This is a genomic window from Paenirhizobium daejeonense (genome assembly GCF_014280875.1).
Taxonomy (GTDB): Bacteria; Pseudomonadota; Alphaproteobacteria; order Rhizobiales; family Rhizobiaceae; genus Allorhizobium; species Allorhizobium daejeonense.
Genome location: NZ_JACLAL010000010.1, coordinates 157,250 through 172,500, shown reverse-complemented (window position 1 = coordinate 172,500; position 15,251 = coordinate 157,250). Strand labels below are relative to the sequence as shown.

The following is a 15,251-nucleotide window of genomic DNA, read 5'->3' as shown; positions in this document are numbered from 1 at the left end:
GGAGGATGGGAATTCCAAACCCAATAGGTGATGAGCATTGGCAATGAGAACGATTAAGTGTCGTAAGGGCATTTGGTGGATGCCTTGGCATGCACAGGCGAAGAAGGACGTGATACGCTGCGATAAGCCGTGGGGAGCTGCGAATGAGCTTTGATCCATGGATCTCCGAATGGGGAAACCCACCTTAGATGCTTGGAAAATCCAAACTGTCAGCGATGACGGCTTGGGTTTCCAAGCATTGTTATAAGGTATCTGCACCTGAATAAAATAGGGTGTAAGAAGCGAACGCAGGGAACTGAAACATCTAAGTACCTGCAGGAAAGGACATCAACCGAGACTCCGCAAGTAGTGGCGAGCGAACGCGGACCAGGCCAGTGGCAATGCAGAATAAAGTCGAACCATCTGGAAAGTTGGGCCATAGCGGGTGACAGCCCCGTAGACGTAGAACATGCATTGTCCTTGAGTAAGGCGGGACACGTGAAATCCTGTCTGAACATGGGGAGACCACTCTCCAAGCCTAAGTACTCGTGCATGACCGATAGCGAACAAGTACCGTGAGGGAAAGGTGAAAAGCACCCCGACAAGGGGAGTGAAATAGAACCTGAAACCGGATGCCTACAAGCAGTTGGAGGCCGTAAGGCTGACAGCGTACCTTTTGTATAATGGGTCAACGACTTAGTGTAACGAGCAAGCTTAAGCCGGTAGGTGTAGGCGTAGCGAAAGCGAGTCTGAACAGGGCGTTCAGTTCGTTGCATTAGACCCGAAACCGAGTGATCTAGCCATGAGCAGGTTGAAGGTTGGGTAACACCAACTGGAGGACCGAACCCGCATCTGTTGCAATAGATTGGGATGACTTGTGGCTAGGGGTGAAAGGCCAATCAAACTCGGAGATAGCTGGTTCTCCGCGAAATCTATTTAGGTAGAGCGTCGACCGAATACCCTCGGGGGTAGAGCACTGGATGGGCTATGGGGACTCACCGTCTTACTGATCCTAACCAAACTCCGAATACCGAGGAGTACTAGTCGGCAGACACACGGCGGGTGCTAACGTCCGTCGTGAAAAGGGCAACAACCCTGACCTCCAGCTAAGGTCCCCAAGTCATGGCTAAGTGGGAAAGGATGTGAGGATCCCAAAACAACCAGGATGTTGGCTTAGAAGCAGCCATCATTTAAAGAAAGCGTAACAGCTCACTGGTCTAAATAAGGGTCTTTGCGCCGAAAATGTAACGGGGCTAAAGCCATGCACCGAAGCTGAGGATGTGGATTTATCCACGTGGTAGCGGAGCGTTCCGTAAGTCTGTGAAGGGGGATCCGTGAGGACCCCTGGAGATATCGGAAGTGCGAATGTTGACATGAGTAACGATAAAGGGAGTGAGAGACTCCCTCGCCGAAAGACCAAGGGTTCCTGCTTAAAGTTAATCTGAGCAGGGTTAGCCGGCCCCTAAGACGAGGCGGACACGCGTAGTCGATGGGAACCACGTTAATATTCGTGGGCCTGGTGGTAGTGACGGATTGCACAAGTTGTACTGGTTTATTGGATTATCAGTGCAGCGGAGCGGTTCCAGGAAATAGCTCCACCGTACAGACCGTACCCGAAACCGACACAGGTGGTCAGGTAGAGTATACCAAGGCGCTTGAGAGAACTATGCTGAAGGAACTCGGCAAATTGCACGCGTAACTTCGGAAGAAGCGTGACCCCATGGCACGCAAGTGTTGTGGGGTGGCACAGACCAGGGGGTAGCGACTGTTTATCAAAAACACAGGGCTCTGCGAAGTCGCAAGACGACGTATAGGGTCTGACGCCTGCCCGGTGCTGGAAGGTTAAGAGGAGAGGTGCAAGCTTTGAATCGAAGCCCCAGTAAACGGCGGCCGTAACTATAACGGTCCTAAGGTAGCGAAATTCCTTGTCGGGTAAGTTCCGACCTGCACGAATGGCGTAACGACTTCCCCGCTGTCTCCAGCATAGACTCAGTGAAATTGAATTCCCCGTGAAGATGCGGGGTTCCTGCGGTTAGACGGAAAGACCCCGTGCACCTTTACTATAGCTTTACACTGGCATTCGTGTCGGCATGTGTAGGATAGGTGGTAGGCTTTGAAGCTTGGACGCCAGTTTGAGTGGAGCCATCCTTGAAATACCACCCTTATCGTCATGGATGTCTAACCGCGGTCCGTTATCCGGATCCGGGACAGTGTATGGTGGGTAGTTTGACTGGGGCGGTCGCCTCCGAAAGAGTAACGGAGGCGCGCGATGGTGGGCTCAGACCGGTCGGAAATCGGTCGTCGAGTGCAATGGCATAAGCCCGCCTGACTGCGAGACTGACAAGTCGAGCAGAGACGAAAGTCGGTCATAGTGATCCGGTGGTCCCGCGTGGAAGGGCCATCGCTCAACGGATAAAAGGTACGCCGGGGATAACAGGCTGATGACCCCCAAGAGTCCATATCGACGGGGTTGTTTGGCACCTCGATGTCGGCTCATCGCATCCTGGGGCTGGAGCAGGTCCCAAGGGTTTGGCTGTTCGCCAATTAAAGCGGTACGTGAGCTGGGTTCAGAACGTCGTGAGACAGTTCGGTCCCTATCTGCCGTGGGTGTAGGAATATTGACAGGATCTGTCCCTAGTACGAGAGGACCGGGATGGACATATCTCTGGTGGACCTGTTGTCGTGCCAACGGCATAGCAGGGTAGCTATATATGGAAGGGATAACCGCTGAAGGCATCTAAGCGGGAAACCCACCTGAAAACGAGTGTTCCCTATCAGAGCCGTGGAAGACGACCACGTTGATAGGCCGGGTGTGGAAGCGCAGCAATGTGTGAAGCTTACCGGTACTAATAGCTCGATTGGCTTGATCGTTCTCATTGACCATGCTCATCAAGGGCCCGCAGCGGCCTTGATGATGCTGAAAACAAAGACGTGTTCATAAAACAAAAGAGGCTTCACGCCTCGCCAGCTTCTCAAATTGTTGCGCTTCGCTGACCTGGTGGTTATTGCGGGGCGGCTGCACCCGTTCCCATTCCGAACACGGCCGTGAAACGCCCCTGCGCCAATGGTACTTCGTCTCAAGACGCGGGAGAGTAGGTCGCTGCCAGGTCTGCAAAACGCAACAAAACAAAATCTTCTCCAAACACAAAGGGCCTCGAGCCCATATCGAGGCCGCACTAATCGCGGCCTCTTTCGTTTGAGCGTCACATCGACGAAATCAACCGCCAAACCAAATGGTCTGGCAATTCCGGCAAGCCTAAGGGAATGCCGATAAAACAGGCCAAAAACGGCCCGTTATCTTGGTGACGCGGGGTGGAGCAGCCCGGTAGCTCGTCAGGCTCATAACCTGAAGGCCGCAGGTTCAAATCCTGCCCCCGCAACCACCGACACTTGCAAATTCTCCCACTCGGGAGACTTCCGCAAAAGCTCCTCGGCGTAAGCCTCGAGGAGCTTTTTGCGTTTCTGCTCCGTGTCGATCTCGCCGGACGCAATGCGGGCCATGAAGTCGTTCTGCGCAGCCGCCACAAACTGCTGCTGCAGGATGTCCATCACATCCATAGACGCCATGATGTTGGCGATATCGCCATGGACCTGCAGGGCCGCCGGCTGGTGGCCGGGAGTCTTGCCGATCACGACCGTCTGGATGAGATCACGGACGATCGGCATCAGTCGGCGCTTGGCTTGCTCGTCGGCATTGTTGCGGGCGAGGAAGATCAGCTCGCGGATGGCAAGCTCCGTGTTGGCTGGATTGAACTGCGCCTTCAGCTTCGCAATCTTCGCCTGAAAATCCTCGACCGGCTCTTCGGCTGTGCCGGCGAGCTCCTTGACCAGCTTCTCGCGCGTGACTTCCAGCTCATCGAGCTGGTCGTCGAGGATGGCGAGGCGCGGCCGGCCTTCGGCATGCCGGTCCTGGATCTGCTGCATGAGGCTCGCCTGCTTTGACTTGATGGTCGCAAGCTCTTCCCCCAATTCGTCTCTTCGGGAAGGGGCGCTCTTCAGCTTGTTCGTCTCGTGCGCGACCATCTTCTCAGAAATACGGTCGAAGATATCAAGCGAGTAGAAGGCGACGGGTAAGCAGTTGAGCACGCGTTCTTCAAGTTCGTGGCGGGTGATTGTCTTGCTGTTACCGCAGCAGGCGCCACCGAGTTCATCGATCGGCAGGCGCTTCTTGCGGTTGGTACAGCTATAGCGATCCTTGCCGGAGATCGCGTAGGGGCCGCCGCACTCGGCGCATTGCAACATGAACCGCCCCGGCTTTGCCGGAGACCCCAACTCGTGAGAAGTAGGGTCTATGACAAGCAAGACGACGAACAAGTTCTCCCCTGAGGTCCGTGCCCGCGCCGTTCGAATGGTGACGGATCATGAAGCCGAACATCCTTCGCGGTGGGCGGCAGTATCTTCCATAGCGGCCAAGATCGGCTGCTCGGCGCATACGCTCAATGAGTGGGTGAAGAAGGCCGAGGTGGATAGCGGCAAGCGTGCTGGCCTGCCGAGTGACGTCGCCGAGAAGATGAAGGCTCTGGAACGGGAGAACCGCGAGCTTCGTCAGGCTAACGAGATTTTGCGCAAAGCCTCTGCATATTTTGCCCAGGCGGAGCTCGACCGCCCACTGAAGCGATGATTTCCTTCATCGATGCACACCGCTCGGTGCTCGGGGTCGAGCCGATCTGCAGACTGCTGCCGATTGCCCCGTCCACCTATTACGAGGTTATCGCCAAGCGCACGGACGTGGACCGCCTTTCGACCCGTGCCCGGCGTGACATGGCCATGAAGATCGAGATACGTCGGGTATTCAACGAAAACTTCCAAGTCTATGGCGTGCGTAAGGTCTGGCGACAATTGCAGCGAGAGGGTTACGACATCGCCCGCTGCACTGTCGCTCGGCTCATGAGGTCAATGGGCCTGCAGGGCATCATTCGCGGCAAGCCCGTCAGAACCACCGTATCGGACAAGGCCGCTCCATGCCCACTCGACCGGGTGAACCGACAGTTCTTTGCTCCAGAACCAAACATGCTGTGGCTTTCCGATTTCACGTATGTCGCGACCTGGCAGGGCTTCGTCTACGTGGCCTTCGTGATCGATGCCTTTGCCCGCCGCATCGTCGGTTGGCGGGCGAGCCGGACCGCCCATGCGGGCTTTGTGCTCGATGCCCTCGACCAAGCGCTTTATGATCGGCGGCCCGTTCATCGCAGCGGTCTGGTTCATCATTCCAACCGTGGCTCGCAATATGTGTCCATTCGCTATTCTGAACGACTGGCGGAGGCAGGCATCGAGCCGTCTGTCGGAAGCGTCGGCGACAGTTACGACAACGCCCTCGCCGAAACGATCAACGGTCTCTACAAGGCTGAGGTCATCCATCGGCGGGGGCCTTGGCGAAACTTCGAAGCCGTGGAGTTCGCCACGCTGGAATGGGTCGATTGGTTCAACAACCGCCGCATTCTGGAGCCCATCGGAAACATTCCGCCCGCCGAGGCCGAGGAACGATATTACGCCATGCTGGACGAACCAGCATTGGCCGCATAACTTAAATCAAACGGTCTCCGGTAAAGCCGGGGCGGTTCACTCTCCAGTTCCCATGCAACCAAGGAGCGCGCGTGAGAGTATGGCAACACAGCGCTCCGCCTAGTGCCGTTGGAAGGGGTGTTTAGCGACTTCATTGCGGCCATTCAACCAGCATCGGCAGGTTCCAGAGAGCGGGCGGTTCGCCTACGGCTGACACACAATTGATCCGGACGCACCCACCTCTGTGCATGCAGAAAAGAAAGACTGCAGGAGCCAATACAGTTGCACAAATGTGTGGGTTGGCCGATGCCCAGCCTGGATGCCAGCAAATGCATCCTCAACAGCCTGCTTGCTAAGTGACGACGTTACAATTACCGCCCGCCGCCGCACATCGGGCGCAATTCTTGCACGCACGATCGCTGCACCAAGGTCGCCCGCGTTGTTCCGAATGATCCTTCCGATCTGTGTCGGCTGGCCTTTTGCGTTGTATGTGGCGTTCCAACTCTGGACCTTGGCCTCCATCCGCTCAGGCGGAAACGTCATGTTGCCAAGGTTCTTAATCGCCTGACTCACTGCAACGTGAAACGATCCGGCACTAAGTGTCAATGCATCATGCTTCGCGTGGTAGAAACACACTTGGACGAAGCCGGCCTCTTCCTTGATGCCAATGAAGTCAGCCCACTCATCACCAAGATCGTCGCAGATCAGGATGGCATCCTCCGCGCCAACGTGCTCAACGATGGCTCCGAAGGTGGAAGTCCCGTCGAATGCCACCTGCCCGGCCAAGAATGCACCCTTCTCGTCGGTAACGGCCTGAAGAGATGCATCCGGATGTAGGTACGGAAGAAACGACGCCCCTCCATCCAGCATAGTTTCATCTCGAAACACTTGGCCGTCGATGTAGGAAAGTCGAACGTCATCAAACAAGACTATGAAGCAGTCCTCTTCATCGATATATGAATATAGCGGTCGCCGCTCCGGATCCTCTCCCAGCGCCAGATCGAGCGTTTCCACTTCTACAGCGGCGGCCATTCCGAGGGTCAGCGACCTTAATGCAATGCGGCTCTTGTTTAAACTTATCGTGGCGAGCTCGTCGTCGCAGTCTGGAAGTTTCGCAGCGCGCAACTTCCCGTTCCCTTCGATGGTGAGTGCTTGGTCGAGCTGACCGAGGAGCTCGTTGACGTCATCGGTGGAGAGTTCCGTGACTTTGTCTCCGACATGAACCAGCCGGATGGTGGCTTCGTTACCGAAAACCGCAGCCGCAAGTCGCGCAGTGTCCACCGCAATTGTTGTGGGCTGTGAGGCGGCAAGGGCATCCGCAAGCGACATGGGGCGCGCAAATGTCCTGATGAATGGGGAGACATCGGCAGGATCAATCCGGAGGGCGTCGATCATCGTCTCTGCGAACTCGATCAGCTCACCGTGACCCACCTTATCCGATCGAACACCAATACGACCTGTGCTCGGTGTCGTCGTGCTATGGATGCCATCGACCGACACCGTGTATGTCTGCGGAGCGTACCTTCGGCTGCCGGCCGGACCCACCACATTCGCCAGATTGGGGGCTTCCAAAGTCTTGTTCCGCATCACATGAGGCGACACTGACATATTGCGCATTCGCATTTTCTGGAAGATGGCGTTCTCGCGCGCTATTGCGCCTTCCATCCGGTTCACCGAGACTGACGCAAAGTGCCGAGACTTAAATGCAGTCGGCAGACCGAGGCGCGAGGAAAACAGCGCCGCGTGTCCTTGAGATTCAACGAGCATTAAGTAACCGAAAAGTTTCTCTTTTACCCCTGAGGCCGGACCGAGAAATGCAGGCGGTGTTTCGTACTCGAAGCAAATCGCCGACCACCGCGCATTACCCTGACTCTCGCGGATGTGTCTGAATACATTGTTCGCGGTTGTGCCGTGTGACTTGCGAAGAGCCGTAAAGAGATCCTCAATAGCCTTGTCGGTTAGATTCTTGCGGATAGTGAAAAACACCGCCGACTTTGCAATTGACAGGTTGTCAATCATGCCCCCTCCCATCATGAACATCGTCGCGGATTAATTCGCATCATATCGAGCTAAATGTCTATCTCTCTCAACCCACGATGTAGTTAATATACCGACACAAGCGTGTTATTCGGCGTTTGATTGCAGCAAAGACACTAATCAGCCATGTCCAGAGAACTCGACAATTTCATTGACCTCGATCGCACCTTTCGCGACCTCTCGATCTCCGATGATGAGGGCGACGAGGCGAAGATGGTGCGTCTCTGGGGGCTGGAGACACCGACCCGCTGGGTAGACCTGTTGACCGAACCTCGGGTCATCCTCCTGGCGGAGGCAGGATCGGGCAAGACCGAGGAAATACGGCACGTCTGCCGGCGCCAACGACGGAGAGGCAAGCCGGCGTTTTTTCTGCGCATCGAGCACGTCGTCGAGGATTTCGAGACCAGCTTCGAAGAAGGGAGCATTGAGGAACTCGAAGCATGGATCGCATCGGGCGAACCTGGTTGGTTGTTCCTCGACTCCGTCGACGAGGCACGCCTACGTGACCCCAAGGATTTCGAGCGTGCCATCCGCAAAATCGGTAAGAAGATCGAACGCATTCTCCAGCACGCGCACATCGTTATTACGGGCCGCACAGAGGCGTGGCGCCCGACAACGGATCTCCTGCTGTGCAGAAACAATTTGCGTTGGGATGCGTCGGCCGCGGCTAGGGGAGACGAGGCCGAATCCCAAAGTGAAATTGCTATTGCGCCAAAGCGGACTATCAAAGAGGTCGACAAAAAGGGGCCGTTCCGGATCGTGACCTTGGAGGATTTGCACGGAAGCCAGGTCGATACATTCGCCCAAGCGAAGGGTGTGACAGATCTGAAGGCCTTCAAAAAGGCGGTTGATCGTGCCGAGGCGTGGTCGTTCACCACGCGGCCGCTCGATCTCGCCGAGACGGTCGAATTCTGGAACGATCACCTGCGGATCGGCTCACGCTTCGATCTGATGACGAGCAGTATCGCTAAGCGATTGCAGGAGCGCGATCAGGATCGTGCCGATGCGCGTCCCATCTCCACAGACCGGATTCGCGAAGGTGCCCGTCTGGTCGCAGCGGCTGCGACCCTGTGTCAGGAATCCGCGATCCGGATCCCCGACGGGAATCAGAAAGCGAAGGGCCTGCCGATCAAAGAAGTGCTGACGGATTGGAACGATCAGGATTGCACCGCCTTGCTCAGCCGGCCGATTTTCGATCCCGGAATCTACGGCACAGTGCGTTTTCATCACCGTTCTGTCCGGGAATACTTGACCGCCGAATGGCTGCATTCGTTGCTTGTTGACGAAGGGTCGCGCGCGAAGATCGAGGGCCTGTTCTTCCGCAAGCAATATGGCATCGAGGTGATCGTACCGACGATGCGGCCGATACTGCCTTGGCTCGCCGTGCTCGATCGCCGAACCCTCGACAAGGTCGTGGACCTGGCGCCTGAGATCCTATTCGAGGGCGGCGATCCCAGTAAACTGCCCCTTGAGACGAGGCGCCGTATCCTACGTCAAACCTGTGAGCAGCTTGCGCAGCCCGCGCATGGTCGCAGTGTCATGGACTACGAGGCGGTACAGCGCTTCGCTAATTCGGATCTTGCTGACGATATACGTACACTGCTCGACCAATATTTCGGTGATGACGACATCACCTGGTTTTTGCTGCGGATGGTCTTTCAGGGCGGTATCGAGGCGCTCGCCGACAGGGCGAAGCATTTCGCGCTCACCTCGCGCGCCAAATATACCCGTATCGCAGCGATCCGGGCGGTCTTAACCGTCGGCACCCCGGCTGACGCCGCAGAAGTGCGCGATAGTTTCGTTGCAGAGGGACCATCACTTTCCCGCGAGTGGCTCGGGGAACTGCTAGCCGAACTGCCTCACACACTGGAGGCGATCACATGGCTCATAGAGGCACTTGAATGCTCGGCACTCCAGGACCCCCATCAGGTCGATCCACTCAAAGATCCTCTCTCACACTACGTTAATGAGCTCCCGCTCGCACTGCTCGGGCCGCTCATGGAGGGGCTGGTGGTCCTGCTCCGGCGCGAGCCAATTGTCGAGCGTCGGCACTGTGAGATCTCGCAGAAGTATGGGTGGTTAGCCTCGACGGCTGCCCGCGTGGCGATGCGGCAAATTGAGGCGCGCGACCCTGCAGCGCTGTTGTCGCCGACTCTGACGGCGTTGTGGCTACTCCCGATCGCGAGCGGCTATGGCCGCCACGATTTCGAGGAGATCCGCAAAGAGTTGCCGATCTTGGTAAAGGGGTGGCCGGACCTCAACTATGCCGTGTTCTGGCAATCTGTCGCACAGGAGCGCGCGTGGCGCGAGCGAGAGAAAGACGAGCGTCTCGTCGACTATTGGCATGTATCAATTTTCGGCAGCTACTGGGGCTTCGACCAGACCAGCTTCGATATCATCGCATACGACGTTGCCAATCGGACGCTGCCTGATGATCGCCTCGTCGCGCTGACCTTAGCGTTCCGTCTATTCGTCGTCGGCGGGCGTCCGCGGAAGTGGCGCGAACGGTTGAAACGTCTCGCCGCCAAAGAGGACGCCTTGCGCTCGAAGCTGGAGACGCTGCTCCATCCTCCTGCGGGCGAGCTGGCGAAATATCGCAAATAGGAGGCCCAGTGGAAGCGGCGCGACGCGCGAACAGCGGCGGCCCAAGAGGCGCTGCTGGAGCGCGGTAGGGCGCTACTAGCCGAGCGGGTCGATCAGATTCGCGATCCGGGCAAGGCAGGCATCTACACCCAAGATCAACATTACTTGCATGAGCGGATGCGATCGGCGGCCAACGAGAACGGCAACCACTGGACCGAGGGCAATTGGCGCTCGCTGATTAAGACTTATGGCGAGCCAGTGGCCAGCGCGTTCCGCGACGCCGCGGTGCGGTTCTGGCGCGACTATCAGCCTCTGACCCAGTCGCAGGGCGCACCGTCCAATCAGACTCCTTCCGCGTTGATCTTCGGTTTGACCGGCCTGGCGATCGAAGCGCGTGAGGAGGAGCATTGGGTCCAGCGCTTGAGCCCCACCGATGCCGAAAAGGCGGCGCAATACGCGCTTGCCGAGCTGAACGGATTTCCGGCTTGGTTGCCAGACCTCTACGGAGCGTTTCCCGGTGAGGTCGGCGCCATCCTTCTGAAGGAAATCCGCCACGAACTGGCGAGCGAGACCAGCGATGGCGAAAGCCACTACGTCCTTTACGACATGGCATGGCATGGCGAATGGGCGCGCGATCAGATCGCCACAGCCTTGCTCCCAGCGCTTAAGGGCAAACGGGTCAATCCGCGCAACCTCGGCTATCTTCTGTCTATCGTTCAGGGTTCCTCGGTATCTGATGTTGAGCTGGCCCAGATCGCGGCTAGAAAGGCGAGCACGAAATTCGATCCGATTTTCAGCCCGATCTGGTTTGCCACTTGGGTCGGCGTTGACCCGGACGCGGCTGTCCCGGCGCTCGCTGCTCGACTAGCGGCATTGAACGATCCCGCAGAGCAAACCAATCTTGCTCTGCGCTTTGTCGTATCGTTGTTGGGGGGGCGGCGGCAGGAGGGCCGCGCACGGCTTGCCTATCGCACTGTCGAGCACATGAAGACGCTGTACCTGCTCATGGCGAGGTACATTCGTGAGGAAGATGACATCGAGCGTGCTGGCAAGGGCGTCTATTCGCCAGGTCTCCGCGACGACGCACAGGACGCGCGCAATGCACTTTTCGCCTTCATCCGCGAGACTCCGGGCAAGGAAGCCTATCTCGCCCTGATGGAAATGGAGCGTGCGCACCCCGCAGCGAATTCACGGCCATGGATGGGCTTCCACGCCAAGACCAAAGCGACCCTGGATGCCGACTTCGCTCCCTGGAGGCCGAGCCAGGTCAAGGAATTCAATGAAGCAAGGGTCGCAACACCTGCCAACCACCGCGAGCTCTGGTATTTCGGAGTCGAGCGGCTCGAAGATCTGAAGCACGAGCTTGAACATGGCGACGAGAGTATTGCTTCGATCTTACAGGGCACGGATCAGGAGACGGAATTCCGCAAATTTATTGGAGGTTGGCTGCGCGGCAAGGCTGGCGGACGTTATAGCATCCCGCCCGAAGAAGAATTGGCTGACGCCAAGCGACCCGACTTGCGATTTCGAGGTGCGACATTCGATGGCCCGGTACCCATTGAGCTGAAGGTCGCGGACAACTGGACGGGTCCGCACCTGTTCGAGCGTATGGAGGTGCAACTCGCGGGTGACTATTTGCGTGATGTCCGCTCCAGCCGCGGCATTTTTCTCCTCGTTTATATCGGTACGAAGAAAAGCTGGGATCTATCTGGCGGCGGCAAGGCCGAGAGCTTCGAGGCGCTGCTAGCAGCACTGCGCCAATACTGGTCCGTAATTTCGAGCCAATACCCCAATGTGGAGGACCTAGCGGTGATTGGAATTGACCTCACTTTACGTGGCCTCGACACTAAGACAGTCAAGGCAGCCACCAAGGCGCGAAAGTCCGCAGAGAAGGACAAGACCGCGGGTTCTGTAACGCTATGAAAAGAAACAGGTGTCACTAACGCGCAAACGGGTCAAACCGACGTACCGTGAATGAGGTTCAAGGAGTCCTAACATTTCACCCGCCTGATTGCCGGATACGCAGACAGTCGTGACTACGAGTTCTCCGTTCTGAGCATCGAATTTGCTTAACCTGATACCCAAAAGCCGCCAAGCCGCTTCCGGCCCCCATGCGGAAATCATTTCCGTTATGCGCCTCCATCGCGGAGAACACGCGCGCGTTCAACAATCACTTCAGCATTGCCGCCCATGCACAAAACAAGACGCGCGAAGAGCGGACCGCCGGTGAGCTGTCAGCAGCGATTGCCAAGGACTACGAGATTCTAGTTGGCGCGGACATTGGGGAGTTGAATGCAACGGCGGCGAAAGCGAGATGCCAGGACGCGCTGGCCCAGATCGCGCCGCTGAAACCTGTCTGTGAAGGAAAGGCATTCGCAGCCATCGACATCGACGCCTGCATCGAGGCGATCAAGGATGCCGAGGGCGGGCCGAAACGCGAGCGCCTTGGCGCCTGCATCCGAGAGCGTGGCGATCTCGCTAAAGTCAATCATGAGGCTCCAACTGCCGGGCGGGCCGCGCAACTGACCACGCTTGCCGCCGAGCGGGAGGACGCGCTGGCAAGGACCGCCGGCGATCTGATGCTCCAGCTTTATCAGGCAGGCTCGAAGGTCGTGGAAACCGAACAGTGGGAGGATCCGCATCTATGCCCGCTTTGCGATGGAACGGGAACTCACAGCCTGCGGGACCACCTTGCCTCCAAGCTCTCCGAGTTCGAGGCCTTGGATACCCAATTCTACGGGCTAACGAACGTCTCACCCCAGGCGCTTCTCTCCGAGAGCTTCCGCAACGCCTTCGCGATCTCGCTCTATCTGGCGGCCGCGTCTCTCTACGGCGGACTGCCGAAATTTTTGGTTCTTGATGATGTGACGTCCAGCTTCGACGCCGGGCACCAGCACTTTCTCGTTGAACTCATCAGGACCACCTTCGCGAGGCCCGGAAACGCGACAGGACCGCAGGTGATCCTGTTGAGCCACGACACGATGCTCGAAAAGCTGTTCAACAAGCACAGCGGTTCGGGAACGTGGTGGCACCAGCGCCTCGAGGGATCGCCGCAGGTTGTCGTCCTGCCGCAGGCCGGAGCGGTCAACAAGGTGCGCGACCGCACCATTTCGATGCTTCAAGCCGGTCAGGTCGACTCCGCAAAGGAAGGCGTGCGGCAGTATTTGGAATATCGCTTGAGCGATCTCATCAGCAAGCTCCGGATTCCGGTGCCGGTGGACATCGCCTTCAATGACGACAAGCAATTGTCGAGCGAATTTCTCAAGGCCATTGAGGCGGCCGTCAAACTGCACAAGGCCGCCAACAGCCTCGAACTCGACGCAGCCCAGCAAGCCGGTCTGAACACCAACATGGTGACGATCGTTGGAAATTTCCTAAGCCATTGGGGCACCGGCCAGGCAGCGGCATTCTCCGGCCCATCCCTGCTCGGCGTGATGCAGGCGATCGATGACTATTGCGATTGCTTCACCTTCGCGCCCACGCCGGGCGCGGCCAGGGTTTACTACAAGTCACTATCGCAACGACAGTAGACACGCTTCTGCCACCGCCGATCGCCGACGCTTATTGCGTTCCTGAGTCCACACAATGCGGCGTTTCTGCGCGCCCGACAAGCTTTGCCGGCTTATACCGATCCGGTCTCATGCGGCCACCGTTTAAACGGCAGCTAAAACTTCACGGTGGGCCATCGAACGGCTCGGATGAGGTCGCGAGCTGACGAGGCAAGCTTTGCTCGATGACGCGCCGGATGAACGGCCGCTTGAGGTAATCTCCAAGCCGCAGCGTACTGAGTGAATGTGAACTGCAATTTGGGTTGATTGTGACCGGCAACAAGGTGAGGCTTCACTCCATTGTGCGGAGAGGATTTAGGACTAAAGTCTTCGCCTCGTTTCTTAGTTCTTGCAAACACTGGAGGCTAGGTTTGAACCAGGATCTGAAAAGCGTAGCCGATCAAGATATTTCAGATATTTCGAAAATTCTCGCCGACCGCTATCGTGCCGGCGTCGGCGGCCGAACCCATTGGCTGACCTACCACCTTAACAAAGGTCGCGTAACGGAGTTTGGCCAAGCCCTCATCTGCGCTTTGGCGTCCTGCGAGTATCGATTACCTGGTTTAGGCGAACGCCTTGTCGATGAGCTGATCGGTACGGGGTACACCCCTGCGGTGCAGAACCCGGTGGCATGGAGAGCGGGCTTCCAGCAACTGCTGCAGAAGTTCGCCGAGATCTTGGTGCTTAGGGTGTTGCTCGAAGCACCTTGGCCCGCAGGCGCACAATTCCAGCATGAGCCAGCCAATCCCACCACCGGTCGTCGGCCAGAACTCGCAGTTGAACTTGAAGAGCGTGTCTATCTGTTCGAGGTCAAATGCCCCTCCCTCGTCGATCATCAGACAGCACGGGGAGCGAATCCGCGACAGATCCCCGCCCGTTCTACACTGGGAGATACCCTTCGCGCGAACCAGAACCCGAACGAGCCCGTCACCTGGCCGCGTGACAACGTCCTGAAGGATTTTCTCGAAAGCGCCGATGACAAGTTCTCAGGCTTCTCCGCAAAGGAGACGATTGGTGTGCTCGTCGTTTTCTGGGACGCCTATGTATATGAACCCATTTCGGCGTTAAAATACCCGCAATCAGGTCTACTGACCGAGCACTCCTTTTATCAGTTGAATAGTGTGCGTGTTCCGTTCGATTCTGTCGACGGGGTGATCATGATGAATCATCTCGCAGTGCTCCATGCCGGCGCGCAGGAGCAGGGTCACGCGCACAGGCCGGGCTTTTTTCGGCTCGATCATGTTAATGGAGGCCTGCCGAACGTCTGGTGTCAGAATATCGGCGGCACGCAGCTCGATGCTTTCCTCATGGAGGCGCTCGACGCCATTCCTGTTGAAGACGCTGAGCAGGTTGAGTATCAGCTTCACGAGTTCATCGTGTGGATCAACCTACCCGATTGATCGACGGACTCCCCACGGGCCCTAATCTTTCACTCGGGGATCGTCGCCGACCTCAAACTGTGGAGATAGCAATAGCGCGGCTGGCCCGCAATGACAACACAGTTGAAAGCCGGCTGGCCGAAACCGCCGGACTCGGTTCACGACAGCCCGACCCGCCCCTTTGAGCGGGATGCCGCTTTTTATCTTGCTGCCGCGACGGGCA

Annotated in this window: 7 protein-coding genes, 1 tRNA gene, 2 rRNA genes and 1 other annotated feature; of the genes, 9 read left to right on the top strand and 1 reads right to left on the bottom strand. The window is 57.4% G+C overall.

All coding sequences use genetic code 11. The features are described from left to right. The first annotated feature begins 51 nt into the window (after window positions 1-51). The 5 genes from H4I99_RS21535 to H4I99_RS21515 all read left to right on the top strand — a co-directional run bounded on the left by H4I99_RS21535 (window position 52) and on the right by H4I99_RS21515 (window position 5,502). A 23S ribosomal RNA gene (locus H4I99_RS21535) occupies window positions 52-2,850 on the top strand. A gap of 123 nt (window positions 2,851-2,973) precedes the next feature. Further along, window positions 2,974-3,088: ribosomal RNA gene (gene rrf / locus H4I99_RS21530) — 5S ribosomal RNA — on the top strand. Window positions 3,089-3,285: 197 nt separating this feature from the next. Then, window positions 3,286-3,362: transfer RNA gene (locus tag H4I99_RS21525), tRNA-Met, on the top strand. Window positions 3,363-3,369: 7 nt separating this feature from the next. Then, window positions 3,370-3,921 (top strand): hypothetical protein, encoded by a 552-nt coding sequence (locus H4I99_RS21520; RefSeq protein ID WP_163901780.1) that lies wholly within the window; start codon window positions 3,370-3,372, stop codon window positions 3,919-3,921. A 349-nt stretch (window positions 3,922-4,270) separates the two neighbouring features. Then, window positions 4,271-5,502 (top strand): IS3 family transposase gene (locus H4I99_RS21515; RefSeq protein WP_163901778.1). Its coding sequence is split into 2 segments (ribosomal slippage): window positions 4,271-4,562 and window positions 4,562-5,502, totalling 1,233 coding nucleotides; the frame shifts between segments, so codons are not numbered across the junction. Next, window positions 4,555-4,671: a sequence feature (AL1L pseudoknot), on the top strand. Its footprint overlaps the gene before it by 117 nt. Window positions 5,503-5,685: 183 nt before the next feature. Here H4I99_RS21515 and H4I99_RS21510 read toward each other — a convergent pair. Beyond that, the gene (locus H4I99_RS21510; protein WP_186663387.1) at window positions 5,686-7,500 is read right to left on the bottom strand and encodes a hypothetical protein; all 1,815 of its coding nucleotides are present in this window, start codon (window positions 7,498-7,500) and stop codon (window positions 5,686-5,688) included. Window positions 7,501-7,644: 144 nt separating this feature from the next. Here H4I99_RS21510 and H4I99_RS21505 point away from each other — a divergent pair, with 144 nt between their 5' ends. The 4 genes from H4I99_RS21505 (at window position 7,645) to H4I99_RS21490 (ending at window position 15,049) form a co-directional block, all read left to right on the top strand. Continuing rightward, entirely contained in the window at window positions 7,645-10,122 is a 2,478-nt protein-coding gene (locus tag H4I99_RS21505) for an NACHT domain-containing protein (protein WP_163901776.1), read from the top strand. 156 nt (window positions 10,123-10,278) lie between these two features. Beyond that, window positions 10,279-12,024 (top strand): hypothetical protein, encoded by a 1,746-nt coding sequence (locus H4I99_RS21500; protein WP_163901774.1) that lies wholly within the window; start codon window positions 10,279-10,281, stop codon window positions 12,022-12,024. A gap of 188 nt (window positions 12,025-12,212) precedes the next feature. Beyond that, a complete protein-coding gene (locus H4I99_RS21495) occupies window positions 12,213-13,631 on the top strand; it encodes an ABC transporter ATP-binding protein (protein WP_163901772.1) in 1,419 nt (472 codons plus the stop codon). 389 nt (window positions 13,632-14,020) lie between these two features. After that, complete coding sequence (locus H4I99_RS21490; RefSeq protein WP_163901770.1) at window positions 14,021-15,049, top strand: hypothetical protein; 1,029 nt, start codon at window positions 14,021-14,023, stop codon at window positions 15,047-15,049. Window positions 15,050-15,251: the final 202 nt, after the last annotated feature.

Coding starts and splice junctions, on each gene's coding strand:
- H4I99_RS21510 (WP_186663387.1), bottom strand. CDS start 7,500: ATGATTGACAACCTGTCAATTGCAAAGTCGGCGGTGTTTTTCACTATC.
- H4I99_RS21505 (WP_163901776.1), top strand. CDS start 7,645: ATGTCCAGAGAACTCGACAATTTCATTGACCTCGATCGCACCTTTCGC.
- H4I99_RS21500 (WP_163901774.1), top strand. CDS start 10,279: ATGCGATCGGCGGCCAACGAGAACGGCAACCACTGGACCGAGGGCAAT.
- H4I99_RS21495 (WP_163901772.1), top strand. CDS start 12,213: ATGCGGAAATCATTTCCGTTATGCGCCTCCATCGCGGAGAACACGCGC.